Origin of the sequence: Streptomyces sp. Tu 3180 (assembly GCF_009852415.1) — a bacterium.
Taxonomy (GTDB): Bacteria; Actinomycetota; Actinomycetes; order Streptomycetales; family Streptomycetaceae; genus Streptomyces.
In genome coordinates, this window is record NZ_WOXS01000002.1 from 245,246 (window position 1) to 263,789 (window position 18,544).

Genomic DNA, 18,544 nt, shown 5'->3' on the forward strand with positions numbered 1-18,544 from the left:
GTAAGTGGCACCCCGCCGGCGAGCCTGAGACGGCGCGTTTGTTCGCTCCAACCACTCGCTGCCGATGGCATGTCATGGGGCAGGCGGAGCCGCAACATCACCTACCGGTGGGTTGAGGCGAGCGAAACCTTCCTGGCGTTGGTAAGGGAAGTACGGGTAGGGCGCTACCTTGTCGCTCGCCGCATTGAGTTTCGCCAACTGGTCGGGGGTGAGAGTCCAGCCGACGGCACCGAGGTTCTGACGGAGCTGCTCCTCGTTGCGGGCGCCGATGATGACGGAGGATACGGTCGGCCGCTGGAGTAGCCAGTTGATGGCGATTTGCGGAATTTTTTTGCCGGTCTCCTGAGCGATTTCATCGAGGGCGTCGATGACGCGGTAGAGGTGTTCGTCCTCGACCGGCGGGCCGTAGTCCGCGGTGTGGTGCAGTCGGCTATTGGCCGGCAGGGGCTGGCCGCGGCGGACTTTGCCGGTGAGCCGCCCCCAGCCGAGGGGGCTCCAGACGAGGGCTCCGAGGCCCTGATCCAATCCCAGGGGCATCAGCTCCCATTCGTAGTCGCGGCCGATGAGGGAGTAGTAGACCTGATGTGCGACATAGCGCGGGTGGCCGTACCTCTCCGCGATCGAGAGGGACTTCATCGCCTGCCACCCGGAGAAGTTGGAGATGCCGAGGTAGCGGACCTTTCCCTCTCGTACGAGATCGTCGAGTGCGGACAGGACTTCCTCGATCGGCGTGCCGGCGTCAAAAGCGTGCAGTTGGAACAGGTCGAGGTAGTCGGTATCGAGCCGGCGCAGGGCGTCCTCGCACGCGGTGATCAGACGCGCACGGGAGGAGCCTGCATCGTTTGGACCGTCCCCCGTCGGCAGACCGGTCTTGGTGGACACGATCACTCGATCCCTGCGGCCTTTGATCGCTTCGCCCAGCACCTCCTCCGAGGCGCCGCCGGAGTACACGTCCGCAGTGTCGAACATCGTGACTCCGGCGTCCAGGCAGATGTCCACGAGGCGGCGCGCTTCTCGCGCACCGGTGTTGCCCCAGGCGCCGAACAGCGGTCCCTGGCCGCCGAAGGTACCGGCACCGAGGCTCAGTGCGGGGACCGTCAGGCCGGATGCACCTAACCGCCTGTATTCCATGGCTGTTCCTCTCGTTGCCCGACTAGCTAATGGTTCTGAAGTTCCGTTAGCGTGTTCTCAACATAGCAGGCATGAGCAATTAACGAAACTGGAGTCCCGTTATGGGGTTTGAGGGTGCGGATCCGGGGACCATCCGTCCTGGAGGGCGCACGGCGCGGGTGCGGTCGGCGGTGCTGCGAGCCGTTGGGGACGCCTTGGCGGAGCATGGCTTTGCCCACCTGGACCTCACCGACATCGCCCGCCGTGCCGAGGTGGGCAAGACCACCGTGTACCGCCGCTGGGGAACGGTGACCAGCTTGGTGGCTGACTTGCTGGTGGACATGGCCGAGCAGTCACTGCCGCGTACCGAGACCGGCTCGCTGCTCGGCGATCTCAAGGCCAACGCCCGGCTCGTGCAGCGCACCTTGGCCGACCCGCGGCAAGGAGCGCTGTTCAAGGCAGTGGTCGCCGCCGCCACCTGCGAGGCCAAGACAGCCGAGGCCCTGCACCGCTTCTACGACATCCGCGTCAAGGAGTGGGCGCCCTGCGTCCAGCAAGCCATCGAGCGGGGCGAGGTGCCTGAGGGCACCGATACCCACGAGGTCATCCGCGCTGTCTCCGCCCCCCTCTATTACCGCCTGCTGACCACCGGCGACCGTCTCGACGAAGCCGCTGCGGACCGAGCCGCCGAAGCCGCCGCAGCCGCAGCACGCGCGGGAGCATACCTGCGGACTGAACGAGGTCTTGTGTGACCGGCTTTGAAGGGCGTTGCAGAAGGCCGTGATCGCGCGGGCTGGAGCGGGTGGCTGGTCTGCCGGTCCATGCGGCGAGGGCGAGGTTGTGCATGCGGGCGACGGCCTGGACGGCGTGGTGGAGGCCGTCGCCGCGTTGCCGGCGGTCGCGGAGGATCGCGTGGTTCTTCATGGGGGAGAAGGTGTGCTCGACGCGGGCGCGGACCTTGCGATGCTGCGCGTTGTCCTCCTCCTCGTCCTTGGGCAGGGGTCGTCCGGGGCGTTTGCGGTGCGGGACGATCAGTCCGGTGTTGACGTGGGTGCCGTCGCCGAGCACCGTCACGCCCTCGCAGTGCTCGGCCAGGCCGGAGTCCCGCCGGGCTTTCGCGTCCGCGGTCGTGCCGGGCACCGGCCGGGCCGCGGCCACCACCAGGCGGAACTCGGCGTCCACGATGACCTGCACGCTCGCCGAGAACCGGGAGTCACGAGAGGACGCTCCGATCTTGCGGTCGCGGACCGGGACGAGGGTGCCGTCCACGATCCACAGCCGCTCGGCTGCTTCCCGGGAAGCCCGGGCCGGCTCGAGCGCGAGCAGCGGACCGAGCCTTTGGATCGCCCGGCACACGGTCGCCGGCGAGACGCCGAACAGTGGGGCGCGCTGCCGCATGGTGAGGTTCGTGCGGCGGTACACGGCCACCAGCAGCACCCGCTCGGCCGGCGGAAGCCGCCACGGACGGCCCCGCCCGCAGTCCTCGCCACCGCGTTCCCGCACCGCCCTCAGCAGCCGGCCGAACCGATCCGCCCGCAGGCCCGTGAACGTCTCCACCCACACCCGCTCGACCGTCAAGGCCCCAGCCATACAACGGAGATGCCCTGTTCACGGCCTTCTGCAACGCCCTTCAGGCCGGTACGACCCTGAGAGGCGCCTTCAGTACGTCGGCCGCACCACCACCCTCGCCAAGGCGGCCGGTACGGCGGTCGCCGGGATGCTCCACCGGGCCCGGCCCGGGCATCCGTGGACGGGGCTGGTCGTTCGCCACCGGGTGGGGCAGCAGGGAGACGCTGGACGTCACGCTGGTGGAGCCCGAACCGGTGGTGGAAATCGGCGTCGACGTCGCCCACGACGCCTGCGGCCGCCGGCGGGACGCTGCACGCTGGCATCGGCCGCCCCCGACCTCTCCCCTACCGACGCCCCCGCTGGTCACCGGCGAACTGACAGCGGCACGCGAGATTGGCCATGCCGTCGACGAGAAGCGCGCTCGGCAAATCCTGCGCGACCTCGCCGCGGACGGCATCCTCCAGCGCCTGGACACCGATCGAGCTGTCTACCGCCCTGCTGACGGCCCGGAACAGTAGGTCAGCGGGAGGCCGCCCGCCCGGCGCCGGGCCAACCCTCGATGTCCTAGTACTGCAACGGTGTTTGTGTTGATTGCTGACCAGTTCAGGGACTGTGTCCGCGTCGCTTGTAGTGACTGACGCGGGCTTGGTGCTGGCGTCGTCGTCGCCAGGTCGACCAGTGCAGGATGTGATCGACCGGGGTGGGCCGGCGATTGGTGAGGCGGGTGATCAGGCGTCGGATCTCGGCGAGGCTGAGGTGGATGAGCTGGGAGGATCCGTTTCTGCTTTCTCCGCATCCAGCTGGCGGGCGCGCAGGACGGTCAGGCAGGCGTGGGCGGCCATGGCCAGGGTCATGTGGCGGTGCCAGCCGGGATAACGGCGGACCTGGTAGTCGTCCAGGCCGCACTCCTGCTTCGCGCTCTGGAAGCACTCCTCGATCGCCCAGCGGCTGCCCGCGATGCGGATCAGCTCGTCCAGGGTCGTGCCGGCCGGGCAGTAGGCGATGTAGTAGGAGATCTCCTCGGGGCGGCTGACGCTGCGGCGGGCCAGCACCCAGTGCCGGCGGTCCTCGCGGTGCCAGGGCCTCACCTCGACGCGGGCCCAGTCGTAGATCCGCCGGCCGTGGGCGCCCTCGCCGCAGGAACGGCGCTTCCACTTCTGCCGCGGCAGGCCGGGAAACAACTCGTGGACGGAGTGATCGATGGACCACCGGGTGACGACGGTGTCGTGGCGGGTGGTGGCCATGACGTGGAAGACGTCCGCCTGCTCCAGCTCGGAGCGCCAGCCCTTGGAGAAGCCGTAGGCGGCGTCCGCGGTCACCCACCGGAACGGGATGCGATCGGCGATCGCGCGGCGGACCATCGCCTTGGCCATGGCCACCTTGGTGGCGAAGGCCACCTCGTCGCCGATGCCGGCCCGCCGGCACCGTTCCCGGTCCTCCGTCCAGGACGTGGGCAGATACAACCGGCGGTCGATCAACGTCCTGCCGCGAGCGGTCGCATAGCCGAGGAAGACGCCGACCTGGCAGTTCTCCGTCCGCCCGGCCGCGCCGGAGTACTGCCGCTGGACCCCGGCCGAGCGCGTCCCCTTCTTCAGGAAGCCGGTGTCGTCCACGATCAGCACCGCGTCCTGGTCGCCGAGATGCTCGACGACGTAGTCCCGCACGTCGTCGAGGACCTCATCGGCGTCCCACTCGATCCGGTTCAGCATCCGCTGGATACGGTCCGGACCCTCATGACCGGCCTCCTCCGCCAGCGTCCAGCCGTTCTTGCGCTGCAGCGGAGCGATCAGCCCCCGCATATAGGCCAGCGCCGACTCCCGCGGCTCCGACCTGCTGAACCGGTGCACGAACCGCTCATGCAGAGCATCCAGCTCACCTGCCCACAACCTGACATCAGCAAGGTCCCCACCCATAACCACACCAACGACCCACCTGGCCAACAGTCACGGCAAGCACCGTTGCAGTACTAGGGAACGTCTTGCCGATCATGTGTCGAGCCAGATGAGTGTGCTGGCCAGGGTGATCGCGGCGCGGTAGCGGCCGGGTTGTTTGTCGTAGCGGGTGGCGATGCCGCGCCACTGCTTGAGGCGGTGGAAGCAGCGTTCGACGACGTTACGACGCCGGTGGACGGCCCTGTCGAAGCCGCAGGGCCGTTCGCGGCGTCGTGCCCGGCCTGCGAGTTGGTCGACGCGCTCGGGGATGGTCGCTTTGATTCCTCGTCTGCGCAGGTAGGCGCGGAAGGTGCGGGCTGAGTAGCCCTTGTCGGCCACGACTCGTTCGGGCCGTCGACGGGGGCGTCCCGGCCCGGGCCCGGCAACGCGGATGGCGTCGATGACGGCCTCGGCCTGGGTGCGGTCGTTGCGGGTGCCGGCCGTGACGACAAAGGCCAGCGGCCGTCCCCGTCCGTCGCAGGCGAGGTGGATTTTGCTGGTCAGCCCGCCGCGGGAGCGTCCGAGTCCTCGTTCCTCGAGCCCCCTTTGGCGGCGGTGTGCTGGTGGGCCCGCACGATCGTGGAGTCCAGTGCGACCAACCAGTCCACCTCGGCCTGGCCCTGGGCCGCAGCCAGGAGCCTGTCGAAGGTGCCGTCGGCGGCCCAGCGGGCGAAGCGCCCGTGAACGGTCTGCCAGGGTCCGAACCGCTCGGGCAGGTCCCTCCAGGGCACACCGGTGCGGAACTTGAACACGATGCCTTCCAGCACCTGGCGGTGATCGCGCCACCTGCCCCGGGCACGGCCCGCCGGCGGCAGTAACGGCTCGATCACCACCCACGCGGCCTCAGATATCTCCCCATCCCTCACGATCAGTCCAACGATCGGATGATCGGAAAGACACTCCCTAGTACTGCAACGGTGCTTGCCGTGACTGTTGGCCAGGTGGGTCGTTGGTGTGGTTATGGGTGGGGACCTTGCTGATGTCAGGTTGTGGGCAGGTGAGCTGGATGCTCTGCATGAGCGGTTCGTGCACCGGTTCAGCAGGTCGGAGCCGCGGGAGTCGGCGCTGGCCTATATGCGGGGGCTGATCGCTCCGCTGCAGCGCAAGAACGGCTGGACGCTGGCGGAGGAGGCCGGTCATGAGGGTCCGGACCGTATCCAGCGGATGCTGAACCGGATCGAGTGGGACGCCGATGAGGTCCTCGACGACGTGCGGGACTACGTCGTCGAGCATCTCGGCGACCAGGACGCGGTGCTGATCGTGGACGACACCGGCTTCCTGAAGAAGGGGACGCGCTCGGCCGGGGTCCAGCGGCAGTACTCCGGCGCGGCCGGGCGGACGGAGAACTGCCAGGTCGGCGTCTTCCTCGGCTATGCGACCGCTCGCGGCAGGACGTTGATCGACCGCCGGTTGTATCTGCCCACGTCCTGGACGGAGGACCGGGAACGGTGCCGGCGGGCCGGCATCGGCGACGAGGTGGCCTTCGCCACCAAGGTGGCCATGGCCAAGGCGATGGTCCGCCGCGCGATCGCCGATCGCATCCCGTTCCGGTGGGTGACCGCGGACGCCGCCTACGGCTTCTCCAAGGGCTGGCGCTCCGAGCTGGAGCAGGCGGACGTCTTCCACGTCATGGCCACCACCCGCCACGACACCGTCGTCACCCGGTGGTCCATCGATCACTCCGTCCACGAGTTGTTTCCCGGCCTGCCGCGGCAGAAGTGGAAGCGCCGTTCCTGCGGCGAGGGCGCCCACGGCCGGCGGATCTACGACTGGGCCCGCGTCGAGGTGAGGCCCTGGCACCGCGAGGACCGCCGGCACTGGGTGCTGGCCCGCCGCAGCGTCAGCCGCCCCGAGGAGATCTCCTACTACATCGCCTACTGCCCGGCCGGCACGACCCTGGACGAGCTGATCCGCATCGCGGGCAGCCGCTGGGCGATCGAGGAGTGCTTCCAGAGCGCGAAGCAGGAGTGCGGCCTGGACGACTACCAGGTCCGCCGTTATCCCGGCTGGCACCGCCACATGACCCTGGCCATGGCCGCCCACGCCTGCCTGACCGTCCTGCGCGCCCGCCAGCTGGATGCGGAGAAAGCAGAAACGGATCCTCCCAGCTCATCCACCTCAGCCTCGCCGAGATCCGACGCCTGATCACCCGCCTCACCAATCGCCGGCCCACCCCGGTCGATCACATCCTGCACTGGTCGACCTGGCGACGACGACGCCAGCACCAAGCCCGCGTCAGTCACTACAAGCGACGCGGACACAGTCCCTGAACTGGTCAGCAATCAACACAAACACCGTTGCAGTACTAGAGGCTGGCCATGGCCAAGGTGGTGACCAGCTGCCCAGCGTCTAGGTGGTGGGTGAGGTCGAGACCGCTGTCGAGCATGATGAGGACAGCGTGATGCCGGGCGGCGGGGATGGCTGCGATCTGGTCTCCGTCGCGGTTGACCCTGATGGTCGCTGGCTTCTTGCCTGGGTGGGTCAGGGTGACCGGCCCGTCTCCGGTGCCCGGGCCTACCCGTGCAAGAGGGACAGTCACGGGACGGCCCCGCAGCAGTTCGTTGAGCGGGTTGGCCGGCTTGCTCACGTAGTCGAGGAGGTCCTCGACCTCGTACGTGTTGGCCTGGTACGCCGTGACCCAGCCGTCGATCTGCTGATCGGCGAGCCAGGTGCGGAGCTCGCCGGAACTGATGCGGGCATCTGTCGCGGCGCGGCCGGTCTGATGGGCCAGGCGGCGTGAGGTGATGCCGGAGGTGAGCAGGGTGACCGTCTGCTCGGTATCGACGCCGTGCCGGATGTGCCAGGCCGTGTGTGCGAACAGGCGGGGCGTGGTGGGGGTAAGCAAGGGGTGGGTGTTGACGAGGTCGGCCAAGGCGCCGACTGTCCAGCTGATCGCGTGCTCGAAGACCTTGCTGATGCTGTGCACGGCCTGCTCCAGCGGCCGCGGATCGGACGGCTCACTGCCGGGCATCCAGGTGCGGGCCGGTTCCGGGATGGAGGTGCCGGAGATCCAGTCCCGGATCGCGCCGCTGATCGGCACGTCGGCAGCGAAGCCCCCGTTGCGTGTCCCGGTGAACTTCCAGCACTCGAAGGTCTCGGGCATCACCAGAAGGCTCTCGAAGACGTCTTGCTCGGATAGGAAGCTCAGGGTCTGATCCAGCGGCCATTCGGGCGGTCCGAAGAAGACGCTGACCTCGTCCAGGGTGTCTGCGGGGACCGCTTGGGCGGCCAGCTGCTCCGCGAGGCGTTGGGCGATGCTGTCGAGGAAGCGTGCGGATCCGATGCTGGTGCCGGTGCCGGCCCAGCGGCGTGCGGAGCCGGGGTCGGTGGTGTCGTAGACCGTGGCGACCTTTTCCGCGAGCGCCATCCAGCGGGCCGGGACCGACTCGTTATCGGCCTGTGCCATCGCGAGCAGTGATCGCGCCGGGTCCAGCCGGTCGCCGGGTGCGTGGAGGGTCTCGGTATGGGTCTGCAGGACGAGCCACATGAAGGCGGCGAAGTCGGCCGCGGCAGTCCCCAACACGCCGAACAGGTTGTCGGGGGAGTGCTGCAGCTGCCGCTCAGCAAGTGCCAGGGCCCACAGCGCTTCGTCGCTGAGCAGTTCGGAAGTGACGGTGAGCTGCTCGGTGTCGGGGGTGAGTGTCTCGAACTCCGCTGGCCGGGGCGGGTAGGGGCGGGTGAGGATGACCCACCCCTCGCTCTCACGCCCAGCCCGGCCGGCCCGGCCGGTGGCGTTCAACAACTCCGCGGGGTTGAGGCTGCGCTGATTCCCGCGTGTGTGATCACCCTCGACCGTGTGACTGACGATGACAGTGTGTACCGGAAGGTTGACGCCGTCGGTGAGGGTGGTGGTGCTGGCGATGGCCCGGCTGGTGGTCGAGGTTACGTCGACGCGGCCGACGGTAGATGCAGCATGCGCGTGCCCCGGTTCGATGCGGCGGCGTGTCCGGCGCGAGGCACGGATGCCTTGCCGGTACGCAATGCGCTGCGTGCCGCCCCGATTCTCCGGCCGTCCTTTTCTGTGTTCCGGAGCGGCGCAGGGGATGTGCAGAGGGAGATGTCGAGCTGTCGACGAGGTGGGTGAACCAGCATGGTGAGCTGCGACTGCGGCCTCAGGGTCGGTGACGCGGGTGGAGTTGTCGGCGGGGTGTCGACTGGGTTGCCGGTCAGGATGTCGGCCCGTTTTGCAGGGAGTTGGCTGATTCGGCCTTTGGGACGCGGTTGCGCTGAGTTCGTCCGGCGGGGACAGGCGTTGACGATGGTTTTGAACCTGTATGTCGTCGGCTCAGGGGGGTGGAGTCACCGGGGCAAGGGTTTGGCTGCGGGAAGCGGGGTGGGGATTCTACGGTATTCGCATCGATATGACGGACAGTCATGGAAGGGGGCGGGTTTGATGGACATTCCACTGGTGAAGGCGGTCGCCGCGGTGCGGGACGAGCTGATCGCGGCTGCGGCGGCTGCCGGGGAGCATCCGGAGGTGGTGTTCGCGGTGGGACCGGTGGAGATGGAGTTCGAGGTCGAGGTCCGCGCGGACGCGAACGCCAAGGCCGGGTTCCGGCTGTGGGCGGTGGGGGCGGAGACCCAGGCGGGCGTCTCGCGTGGGCGCACCCATCGGGTGTCGTTCACGCTCACTCCCCGTGGTGCGGACGGTGGGGACCTCCTCGTGAGCGGGAACTCCGGTCGGCCGTCCGGGCCCGGAAACACTGCAGGGCGTATCGCGGACTGAGCCGTCTCTTGAGGTCGGCGTTGCTGGTCTTGACCGGGTGGGCTCGCCGGGCGGGCGTGTGGGTTGGCTGTTTGAAAGGGCGCGGGGTGGAGCGGTCACGGGTGGTAGGGGTGGCAGGGCCGGGTGGTCCGGGTTCGGGGTATGCGGTGGGTGGGCGGCTGGTGCTGACCTCCGCCCACGTCGTCACCGTCCCGGAGCAGGAGGCTGTGGCGCCGGTGGGCCGGCGGGTGGAGGTGTTCCATCCCGGGGGCGATCACGTCCTGAACGGGGTGGTGGTGTGGTGCGGCACGGCGGGTGGCCGGGACGACGCCGCGCTGGTCCTGGTCGAGGACGATCCCCGGTGGGGCGCTCCGGTCGCTGCTGTGCGCTGGGGTCGTATGGTCACCGACCGGCCGGGTGCCGGGTGTGAGACCTGGGGGGTTCCGGATGTGGCGCAGCGTGAGGGTCGGGCGGTGGAGGCGGTCCAGCTGCGCGGTGAGGTGAACCCGGGCAGCGGGATCATCCACAACCAGTACGTGATGGACCTGCTCCAGCATCCTCCGCAGTGGTCGAAGCCCGGTACCTCGCCGTGGGGCGGGCTGTCGGGCGCGGGCGTCGCCTGCGGGCGTCTGCTGACCGGGGTGGTGGCCTCCGACAGGGCCCACTCCGGCAGCGGGCAGCTGAACGTCGTCCCGGCCTATGTCCTGCATCACGATACGGCCTTTCGTGCGGCCCTGGCCGCGCACGGCGCCCCCGCGGCGGGCCTGGAGGCCATCGAGCTGCAGCACCTGGCCGACCCCGCCACCGGCCCGGGCCGCCGCAACAATGTGGTGGCTTCGCCGGCCGCGCTGCTGCAGGCCGCACGGCAGACCGTCCCCTTCCACGGACGCGAACAGCTCCTCGACGACCTCAAGGCCTGGTGCGGCAGGAGCGGGTTCGGGGCGTGGCTGCTGCACGGGCCCGGCGGGCAGGGCAAGACCCGCCTCGCCCACCAGCTGGCCGCCCTGCTGGCCGCCGACCGGTGGGCCGTGCTGTGGCCGAAACCAGACGCTCCCGCGGCCGATTTGCGTGAGGTCGGGCATGCGGTGAAGCCGCTGCTGGTCGTCCTCGACTACGCCGAGACCCGCACCCAGCAGCTGGCCGCCCTGGTCGAGGCCGCCGCCGACCATCCCGGTACCACCCCGCTGAAACTCCTGCTGCTGGCACGCACCGACGGGGACTGGTGGCGCCAGGCCACCACCGCCACCAGCCTCGCCCAGGACTACCTCGAACACGCCCCCTCCCGCCGACTGGAAGCACTGGAGGAGGACGTCGAGGCCCGCCCTGGTGCGTACCGCGCGGCGGTCCGTGCCTTCGCCGCAGCCCTCCCGCAGGTCGAAGGACTGGCCGACCGTGACTGGCCGGGCATCGCGGAAAACCTGCCACTACCCCAGCACCTGCACCAGAACGCCTACGGCAACGCCCTCACCCTCCACATGACCGCCCTCGCCGACCTCCTCGACACCCCCGGTCCCGGACCCGAGACCGGGGCCGGGGCCGCTACAGACGACCCGACCGGTTTAGGCAGCCCGAGCAGGAATGACCCCCACCACACCACAGACAACCCGGATATATCGAACAGTTCAGCTATCCCGGCTGGTTCGAACGGGGACGGTCCCCGCCGTGCCGCGGGCGGCACGGGGCGGGGGGAGGCGGAAGGGGTGGAGGACCGGCTGCTCGGACACGAGCGCCGCTACTGGCACCGCAGCGCCGCCGCCCGCAACCTCACCCCAGCCCTGTCCACCGCCACGCTCGAGACGGCGCTGGCCGCCGCCCACCTGACCGCTGCCACCGACCGTGAACAGGCAGACCAATTGTGGCAGCGTCTGCCCGCGCTGGCCGATCAGTCCCGTAACAACCGTGACACCGTCACCGCCTGGCTCGCCAGCCTCTACCCCCCAACCGGCCCGCAGCCCTGGGGCACCCTCCAGCCCGACCGCCTCGCCGAACGCCACATCGGCCACACCCTCAACACCGACCCGGCCCTCGCCGATCACCTCCTCAACGGCGCCGACGACACCCAGGTCGAGCAGTTCCTGACCGTCTACAGCCGCGCCGCCGCCCACCCCGTCTTCCACCACCACCTCGACACCCACCTCACCAACCTCTGTGTCCGCCACTACCGCCAACTGGCCCGCCAGATCATCACCACCGCCATCCGCACCGACCACCCCACCCCCCTCACCACAGCCCTGACCACCATCACCACCAACCCCACCACCCCACGGACGACCTCACCACCCTCTCCGGGCTGCTCCCTGAGCACAGCCGGCGCCTTGAACAGGAAGCCGTCCGCCTCGCCCAGACCCTCACCGACCGCCACCGCGCTCTTGCCGAGACCGACCCCGACGCCTACCTCCCCGGCCTCGCTGACTCCCTGAACAACCTCTCCAACCGGCTGAGCGAGGTCGGGCGCCGAGAAGAAGCCCTGACCACAATCCAAGAAGCCGTCGACATCCACCGCACCCTCACCGATACCGATCCCGACGCCCACCTCCCCCACCTCGCCGGCTTTCTGAACAACCTTTCCAACCGACTGGGCGAGGTCGGACGCCGAGAAGAAGGCCTGGCCGCGATCCAAGAAGCCACCCGTCACTACCGCACCCTCGCTGACGCCAACCCCGACGCCCACCTCCCCCACCTCGCCATCGTCCTCAACAACCTCTCCATCCGACTGGGCGAGGTCGGACGCCGAGAAGAAGCCCTGACCGCGATCCAAGAAGCCACCCGTCACTACCGCACCCTCGCTGACGCCAACCCCGACGCCCACCTCCCCCACCTCGCCGCCGCCCTCAACAACCTCTCCATTGACCTTGTTGAGGCAGGGCGCCGAGAAGAAGCCCTGACCGCGATCCAAGAAGCCACCCGTCACTACCGCACGCTGGCCGACGCCAACCCCGATGCCTACCTTCCCGACCTCGGCATGTCCCTGAACAACCTGTCCGGCCAGTTGGGAGAAGCAGGACGCCGGGAAGAAAGCCTGGAGGCAGTCCAAAAGGCCCTTGAAATCCACCGCACGCTCGTCAACGCCAACCCCGACGCCCACCTCCCCGACCTCGCCACGTCCCTCAACAACCTGGCCAACCAGCTAGGAGAGATGGGACGGCGAGAGGAAGGCCTGGCCGCAATCCAGGAAGCCGTCAGCATTCGCCGCGCGCTCACCGACGCCTACCCCGACGCCTATCTCCCCTACCTCGCCAGGTCCCTCAACAACCTGGCCCACCTGCTCAGTAAGGTCGGGCGACAGGAAGAAGGCTTGGCCGTGATCCACGAAACCATCAAGATCCGCCGCGCACTCACCGACGCCAACCCCGACGCCCACCTCCCCGACCTCGCCACGTCCCTCAACAACCTGGCCAACCAGCTAGGAGAGATGGGACGGCGAGAGGAAGGCCTGGCCACGATCCAGGAAACCATCAAGATCCGCCGCGCACTCACCGACGCCAATCCCATGGCATTCACAAGCGATCTGCGAAAGTCGATGGATGTCATGGCGTGGCTCAAAAATCTTCCGGAGTAGCCCTCTACCGCAAGCAGCCGAAAGATCCACTGGCATGCTACGCAGTCCGCGATGCGCGAGTTGGGCGGGCAGCCTGCCGCCGAGCGTAAGAAGCGCCGAGGGCTCAGGCCATGATCGGCAGGTCGCTGCAGGCGCGCGGCGCGGTGGTCGCGCTGAAGAAGGAGCACTGCCGGCATGACCGGGAGGGCCGTCTTGGTGCAGGCGATCGCGGTCACCGAGCAGGTTCTGGCGGCGGAAAAGTGATGCGTCCCGGTCGGCGGGGCGTTTCTTTTCACGGCATGTATGGAACGCCGGAAGCCGGTCGGCAGGCCCGCCGTCATCAGCATCACGGGCTTCATAATCATGATCGCGAGGGTCTAAGACCGTGTCCTACATGGTCAGTTGGTCGTTGGACTGGTCATGGGGAGTGGGCGGTGGGGATGGATCGTGCCGGATGGCCTGTGGGAGATCGCCAGGCCACTGCTGCCGCCGGCGCGGGTGCGTCCGCAGGGCGGCGGGGTCGCGAACATCGATGACGAGGCGGTGTTCGCCGCGATCATCTATGTGCTGGTCAGTGGCTGTGCCTGGCGGGCGTTGCCGCCGTGCTTTGGGGCATCGAAGTCGACCGTGCACCGCCGGTTTCTCATCTGGTCCCGGGCCGGTGTGTGGGGACGACTGCACCAGAAGGTGCTCGAGCTCCTGGACGGCCAGAACCTCGTCGACCTGTCGCGCGCTGTCCTCGACTCCGCTCACGTCCGCGCTAAAAAAGGGGCGAACACACAGGTCCGAGCCCCGTGGACCGGGGTAAGCCGGGTTCCAAGATGCACGTCTTGTCCGACGCGAACGGACTGCCCCTACGCGTCGGACTCTCCGCGGCCAACACCCACGACAGCCTCGCCCTGAAGCCGATGCTGTCCCACTTCCACATGGGACACGAATCCCACGCGACCGATTCCAAGCCTGGGCGTCTCCACGCGGACAAGGCATACGACATCCCTCACCTGCGGCGATGGCTATGGGGCAAGCACATCGGCGTCCGCATCGCCCGCAAAGGCATCGACTCCAGCGAGCGACTCGGCCGACGCAGATGGGTCATCGAACGCACCATGTCCTGGCTGACCGGCTACCGCCGACTCAACCACCGCTACGAACGACGCCCCCGCAACTACCTGGCCTTTCTCGGACTGGCAGCCGCGCTCTGCTGCTACAAACGGCTCCTCAACCTGACCATGTAGGACACGGTCTAACTGGTCGTTTCAGAATGAGGTCCGAAGGCGGCGGAGGCATATGAGGCTGCAGGCCGGGTCGAGCAAGCCCTGTTGGAGATCGGCGCGGTGTTCGTAGCGGGTGCGGAGCCGTTTGAACTGGTGCAGTCAGGCGAATGCGCGCTCGACCACCCAGCGGACTTTGCCCAGTCCGGAGCCGTGGGCTACGCCCCGTCGGGCGATCATGGGTTTGATGCCGCGCTTCCACAGCAGGCGACGGTGCTTGTTGAAGTCGTAGCCCCGGTCGGCGTACAGGCGCCGGGGTTTGTGGCGGGGGCGTCCCCGAGCTCCCCGAATCGGCGGGACCGCGTCGAGTGGAGGCAGGAGCTGGGTGATGTCGTGTCGGTTGCCGCCGGTGAGCGTGACGGCGATCGGGGTTCCGTGCCGGTCGACGATCAGGTGGTGCTTGGAGCCGGGGCGAGCGCGGTCGACGGGTGAGGGTCCGACGTGGTCCCCCTTTGAGGGCCCGGACGTGCGATCCGTCCACAGAGCAGTCATCCAGGTCAAGCAGGTCAGCGCGGCGAAGCTCGGTCAGCAGGGCGGAGTGCAGGCATGGCCAGACGCCGGCCTCGGTCCAGTTCCGCAGCCGGCGCCAGGCCGTCACGCCAGAACAGCCCACGGCCTCCGCCGGGACGTCCCGCCAGGCGACACCAGTCCGCAGCACGAACAGGACACCGGCGAGTGCTGTTCGGTCGGAAACACGCAACCGCCCGGGATGCCGGTGGCTTCGTTCGGGAGCGGGTGGCAGCAACGGGGCCACCCGCTCCCACAGGTCGTCCGGCACAAGATCAGCAGGCACCCGGACACCTTGCCGCCCAAGATCGTTGAGTACAAGACCCACGGCATCTCATCGCGATTTGAACGAGGAGTCTGGCGTCAGTTCGCCAGATCGAGCGCTCAGCCTGAGGCGCCCTCCAGCGGAAGGTGGTCTCGGAAGTACTCCGAATCCAACCACTCCTCCTTCACGAAGAGCGGACGTGTCAGGCGCGCTGCCCCAACCTGCTGCGAGCGGAGAAGAACCCCGAGATCAGTCAGGGAAAGCGAGTCATCAGACGTGTGGAGCAGGCAGTTCCCATGCTCCGCAGCGTGGTCCAGCAGGAACTGCTGGCCCTGCTCCGGATCGCTTCCCGCCAGCGGGAAGCCAGACAAAAAGACCTGCGGACCGGTGACCGCATCCAGCGCAACGCAGGCCAGCTTGCCCACGTCGTAGAACGCTTTCACCCCATCCGGGAAGTCCTCCTGCGCATACGGACCGCCAACCCGTTCCTGCGGTCCAGGGACCAAAAGTGCCTGGGCGACCTCGGCTGGAGACATCCCGAACTGCAACGGACCCACACCGACTCCCGACCGCAGCTCCCAGCGCTCCCGCTCCGCGTCCCCGCCCATCCACCCACTCCTACGTCCGACCGGTCCGGATCTGCTTCTGCTGCTCAGGCCGCATGCGCCAGGCCATGGGCCAAGGTGCCAGCTCATCTGCACAAATGCCAATGGGAGTGCTGTTCTCAGCCGGGCCCATCCTGTAACGATCAGCAAGAAGTCGCTTTTTCCCTTTGAAGAAATTTTCTCCCCATTTTCGCGAAGCGCGGTCGTTGTCGGGATGTGGATGGCGGGGCTTACGCGGCCGAGGTGCTTCATGGGTGACGGGCGAGGCGGAATGCAGCTCGCGTCCGTCTCATCCCGAGACGTCGGTAGGGCGTGCTCCTGCTGGTCGCGCCGCACGCCTGGGCGCACGCCCCCGAGCGGCGGTATGCCCAGGTCATGGCCGAACGTCGCACGTATCCCAGTGATCTGTCCGATGCCCGCTGGGCGTTGACCGAGCCGGTGCTGAGTGCCTGGCGGGCCGAGCGGCGCCGACACACCCTGAACATCAGCCGCCCGCCCGAGCGCGACCTGCGCGAGATCATGAACGCGATCCTCTACGTGGACCGCACCGGAGTGCAGTGGCGCTACCCGCCGCACGACTTCCCGCCCTGGAACACGGTCTGCGGGTACTTCGCCAAGTGGCAGCAGGAATGCGTGTTCGCCCAGCTCGACGGCCTGCTCAGGCAACTCTTACGGCAGAAGGAAGGGCGGGAGGCCGAACCGTCGGCCTGCGTGATCGACGCGCAGAGCGTCAAGACCTCCACCAGCGTCCCGGCCGCCGAGCAGGGCACGGACGCGGCGAAGAAGATCGCAGGCCGCCAACGGAGCATCGTCACCGACACCCTCGGCCTGTTGCCGGCGGTGCTGGTCACCGCGGCGTGCGTGCAGGACTCCGACGCCGGCCGGGCCCTCGTCGAACACGCAGCCGCCCTCGGCATCGACATGGAAATCGTCCAACGCGCACCCGGCACCAGGGGATTCACCCCGCTGCCCAAACGCTGGACCGTGGAGCGGACCTACGGGTGGCTGATGCTCCACCGCCGCCTGGCCCGCGACTACGAAACCTTGCCCGCCCGCTCCGAAGCCATGATCCACCTCGCCATGACCGACCTCATGGCCCGCCGCCTCACCAACGAGAACACCGTCTCCCGGCACGACCCCGCAAAGCCGCACCAACCACAGATTCCGGGAGGAAACAACGGGAGAAAACGACCTCTGAGAGGCGTCTGCCCCGGGAGGCGTGGTCCCGGCAGTCGGCGATGTCGCCCTCCTCGATTTCTCACGTGCTGCCCGCGTGGCCTCAAGTCGGCGGCGGAATCCTTGGACGGGGCCGGTCGGGGCGGGTCGGAGCCGGTCAAGAAACGTGCCACAAAGTTTCCACACGTGCCGTCGAGGATGGAGCCGTGGCCGCAGCCGGCCGCTCCCTCCCCCGTACGGTCCGCCCAGGAGACGCGATGGCACCCGTGACGCACCACACCGCCCCCACCCGGTTCGTCGAGGCGGACGGTGTCCGCTACGCGTACCGCAGGCTCGGCTCCGGCGGGCCGGCGCCGCTGGTGATGCTCCAGCACTTCACCGGCAACCTCGACAACTGGGACCCCGCGCTCGTGGACGCCCTGGCGGCGGAGCGCGAGGTCATCCTCGTGGACTACCCCGGGGTGTCCTCCTCGACCGGGGCGCCGGCGCGGACCGTCGCCGAACTCGCCCGGCAGATGATCGCCTTCACCGGCGCTCTCGGCCTGGAGCGGATCGACCTGCTGGGCTTCTCCCTCGGCGGGTTCGCCGCCCAGGACATCGCGCTGGTCCGGCCCCGGCTGGTCCGCCGTCTTGTCCTGGCCGGCACCGGTCCCAAGGGCGCGCCCGGCATGCACGGCTGGCGCGAGGACATCGAGAGGCACGCCCGCGCGGAGGAGCCGACCGGCGAGGACCTGCTGTACATCTTCTTCGCCCACACCGAGACCAGCCGGGCCAAGGGCATGGAGTTCCTCGGCCGCTTCTCGGCACGCACGGAGGACCGGGACGTGCCCAGCAGCCTCGCCGCCCGCGACGCGCAGTACGACGCCGTACTGGAGTGGGGCGTCCCCGACCACTCCGCCCTGCAGCGGCTGACCGGCATCCAGGCCCCCACCCTGATCGTCCAGGGCGACGACGACCTGATGATCCCGACGAAGGTCAGCCACCTGATGGCCGGCCTGATCCCGGACGCGCGGATCCGCATCCATCCCGACGCCGCGCACGCCTCGCTGTTCCAGTACCCGCACGAGGTGGCCAAGGACGTCAACGCCTTCCTCGGCTGACCCCACCGCACAACGCACCAGGAGAGACACCGTGTCCGATCTGCTCAGCACGATCCTCGACGCCCACGGGGGCCGCGCCCGCTGGGAGGAGGCGAACGAGATCCGCGCCCGCCAGTTCTTCGGCGGCGCCCTGTGGGGAATGAAAGGCCATCCCGGGGCCCTGAACGACGTGGACGTCACTGTCGGGCTGCGCCGCCAGTACGTGCGCCAGGAGCCCTTCTTCCAGGACGGCCACCGCACCTCCTTCACGGCGGACCGCGTCGCGGTGGAGGACGGCGACGGCAAGACCGTCGAGGAACTCCTCGACCCGCGCGCCTCGTTCGCGGGCCACGACCTGATGACACCGTGGAACCGGCTTCAGCTCGCCTACTTCTCGGGCAGTGCCATGTGGACCTACCTGGCCGAGCCCTTCTCTCTCACCTTCCCGGGCGTGCGCACCGAGGAGATCGGCTCCTGGACGGAGGACGGCGAGACCTTCCGCCGCCTGCGCGTGGTCTTCCCCGGGAACATCGCCACGCTCAGCACCGAGCAGACCCTGTACGTGGACGCCTCCGGCCTGATCCGGCGGCGTGACTACAGCGTCGAGATCGCCGGCTCCACGCCGGCGGTGCACTACGTCTCCGGCCACCAGGAGGTGTCCGGGCTGGTGATCCCGACCACCCGCATGATCTACGGCCGCGACGAGGACGGGCACAAGGTGCCCGACCCGCTGGTCGTCTCGGTCCGCCTGGAGAACGTGGCGGTCGCCTAGCGAACGGCCCCGGCCC

13 protein-coding genes and 4 pseudogenes are annotated in these 18,544 nt (G+C 68.6%); 10 read left to right on the forward strand and 7 right to left on the reverse strand.

What is annotated here, in order from left to right:
• Positions 1-72: 72 nt before the first annotated feature.
• Complete coding sequence (locus GL259_RS02385; protein WP_159528757.1) at positions 73-1,131, reverse strand: aldo/keto reductase; 1,059 nt, start codon at positions 1,129-1,131, stop codon at positions 73-75.
• A gap of 101 nt (positions 1,132-1,232) precedes the next feature.
• On the opposite strand from GL259_RS02385, the gene GL259_RS02390 reads away from it, so the two are divergent.
• Complete coding sequence (locus GL259_RS02390; protein ID WP_159528759.1) at positions 1,233-1,862, forward strand: TetR/AcrR family transcriptional regulator; 630 nt, start codon at positions 1,233-1,235, stop codon at positions 1,860-1,862.
• A gap of 73 nt (positions 1,863-1,935) precedes the next feature.
• Here GL259_RS02390 and GL259_RS02395 read toward each other — a convergent pair.
• Positions 1,936-2,700 (reverse strand): annotated as a pseudogene (locus GL259_RS02395) (transposase family protein); the annotation flags it as partial.
• Between the two features lie 218 nt (positions 2,701-2,918).
• Here GL259_RS02395 and GL259_RS38400 point away from each other — a divergent pair.
• Entirely contained in the window at positions 2,919-3,197 is a 279-nt protein-coding gene (locus GL259_RS38400) for a hypothetical protein (protein ID WP_243762213.1), read from the forward strand.
• A 210-nt stretch (positions 3,198-3,407) separates the two neighbouring features.
• Here GL259_RS38400 and GL259_RS02405 read toward each other — a convergent pair whose 3' ends face one another.
• Positions 3,408-4,592, reverse strand: a complete 1,185-nt coding sequence (locus GL259_RS02405) for an IS701 family transposase (RefSeq protein ID WP_159528761.1) — start codon at positions 4,590-4,592, stop codon at positions 3,408-3,410.
• Between the two features lie 72 nt (positions 4,593-4,664).
• A pseudogene (locus GL259_RS02410) lies at positions 4,665-5,476 on the reverse strand (IS5 family transposase).
• A gap of 94 nt (positions 5,477-5,570) precedes the next feature.
• Here GL259_RS02410 and GL259_RS02415 point away from each other — a divergent pair.
• On the forward strand, positions 5,571-6,755 hold the full coding sequence (locus tag GL259_RS02415) for an IS701 family transposase (protein ID WP_159528761.1): 1,185 nt from the start codon (positions 5,571-5,573) through the stop codon (positions 6,753-6,755).
• A 160-nt stretch (positions 6,756-6,915) separates the two neighbouring features.
• Here GL259_RS02415 and GL259_RS02420 read toward each other — a convergent pair whose 3' ends face one another.
• Positions 6,916-8,352 (reverse strand): hypothetical protein, encoded by a 1,437-nt coding sequence (locus GL259_RS02420; RefSeq protein ID WP_208026407.1) that lies wholly within the window; start codon positions 8,350-8,352, stop codon positions 6,916-6,918.
• A gap of 651 nt (positions 8,353-9,003) precedes the next feature.
• Here GL259_RS02420 and GL259_RS02425 point away from each other — a divergent pair.
• The 4 genes from GL259_RS02425 (at position 9,004) to GL259_RS02445 (ending at position 14,088) form a co-directional block, all read left to right on the forward strand.
• Entirely contained in the window at positions 9,004-9,336 is a 333-nt protein-coding gene (locus tag GL259_RS02425) for a trypco2 family protein (protein ID WP_159528763.1), read from the forward strand.
• Positions 9,337-9,497: 161 nt separating this feature from the next.
• A complete protein-coding gene (locus GL259_RS39260) occupies positions 9,498-11,735 on the forward strand; it encodes a hypothetical protein (RefSeq protein ID WP_279578617.1) in 2,238 nt (745 codons plus the stop codon).
• Positions 11,736-12,277: 542 nt separating this feature from the next.
• A complete protein-coding gene (locus GL259_RS02440; protein ID WP_159528765.1) occupies positions 12,278-12,874 on the forward strand; it encodes a tetratricopeptide repeat protein in 597 nt (198 codons plus the stop codon).
• 399 nt (positions 12,875-13,273) lie between these two features.
• Positions 13,274-14,088 (forward strand): IS5 family transposase gene (locus GL259_RS02445; protein ID WP_243762168.1). Its coding sequence is split into 2 segments (ribosomal slippage): positions 13,274-13,622 and positions 13,622-14,088, totalling 816 coding nucleotides; the frame shifts between segments, so codons are not numbered across the junction.
• Between the two features lie 21 nt (positions 14,089-14,109).
• Here the strand turns inward: GL259_RS02445 and GL259_RS02450 are convergent.
• Together GL259_RS02450 and GL259_RS02455 are read right to left on the reverse strand one after the other, a co-directional pair.
• Positions 14,110-14,917, reverse strand: a pseudogene (locus tag GL259_RS02450) (IS5 family transposase).
• Between the two features lie 98 nt (positions 14,918-15,015).
• Positions 15,016-15,453: a hypothetical protein gene (locus GL259_RS02455; RefSeq protein WP_159528767.1), complete on the reverse strand. Its 438-nt coding sequence runs from the start codon at positions 15,451-15,453 to the stop codon at positions 15,016-15,018.
• 423 nt (positions 15,454-15,876) lie between these two features.
• Between GL259_RS02455 and GL259_RS02460 the strand changes: the two are divergent.
• The 3 genes and pseudogenes from GL259_RS02460 to GL259_RS02470 form a co-directional block, all read left to right on the forward strand.
• A pseudogene (locus GL259_RS02460) lies at positions 15,877-16,623 on the forward strand (IS5 family transposase); the annotation flags it as partial.
• 311 nt (positions 16,624-16,934) lie between these two features.
• Entirely contained in the window at positions 16,935-17,777 is an 843-nt protein-coding gene (locus tag GL259_RS02465; RefSeq protein ID WP_159528769.1) for an alpha/beta hydrolase, read from the forward strand.
• A gap of 31 nt (positions 17,778-17,808) precedes the next feature.
• Positions 17,809-18,528 carry a hypothetical protein gene (locus tag GL259_RS02470; RefSeq protein ID WP_159528771.1) on the forward strand — a complete coding sequence of 240 codons (720 nt, stop codon included), beginning with the start codon at positions 17,809-17,811 and terminating at the stop codon, positions 18,526-18,528.
• Positions 18,529-18,544 lie beyond the last annotated feature (16 nt).

What these genes read in the sequence shown, in the direction of transcription:
- GL259_RS02385 (WP_159528757.1), bottom strand. Translation starts at nt 1,131, where the DNA reads ATGGAATACAGGCGGTTAGGTGCATCCGGCCTGACGGTCCCCGCACTG.
- GL259_RS02390 (WP_159528759.1), top strand. Translation starts at nt 1,233, where the DNA reads ATGGGGTTTGAGGGTGCGGATCCGGGGACCATCCGTCCTGGAGGGCGC.
- GL259_RS02405 (WP_159528761.1), bottom strand. Translation starts at nt 4,592, where the DNA reads ATGGGTGGGGACCTTGCTGATGTCAGGTTGTGGGCAGGTGAGCTGGAT.
- GL259_RS02415 (WP_159528761.1), top strand. Translation starts at nt 5,571, where the DNA reads ATGGGTGGGGACCTTGCTGATGTCAGGTTGTGGGCAGGTGAGCTGGAT.
- GL259_RS02425 (WP_159528763.1), top strand. Translation starts at nt 9,004, where the DNA reads ATGGACATTCCACTGGTGAAGGCGGTCGCCGCGGTGCGGGACGAGCTG.
- GL259_RS02440 (WP_159528765.1), top strand. Translation starts at nt 12,278, where the DNA reads ATGTCCCTGAACAACCTGTCCGGCCAGTTGGGAGAAGCAGGACGCCGG.
- GL259_RS02465 (WP_159528769.1), top strand. Translation starts at nt 16,935, where the DNA reads ATGGCACCCGTGACGCACCACACCGCCCCCACCCGGTTCGTCGAGGCG.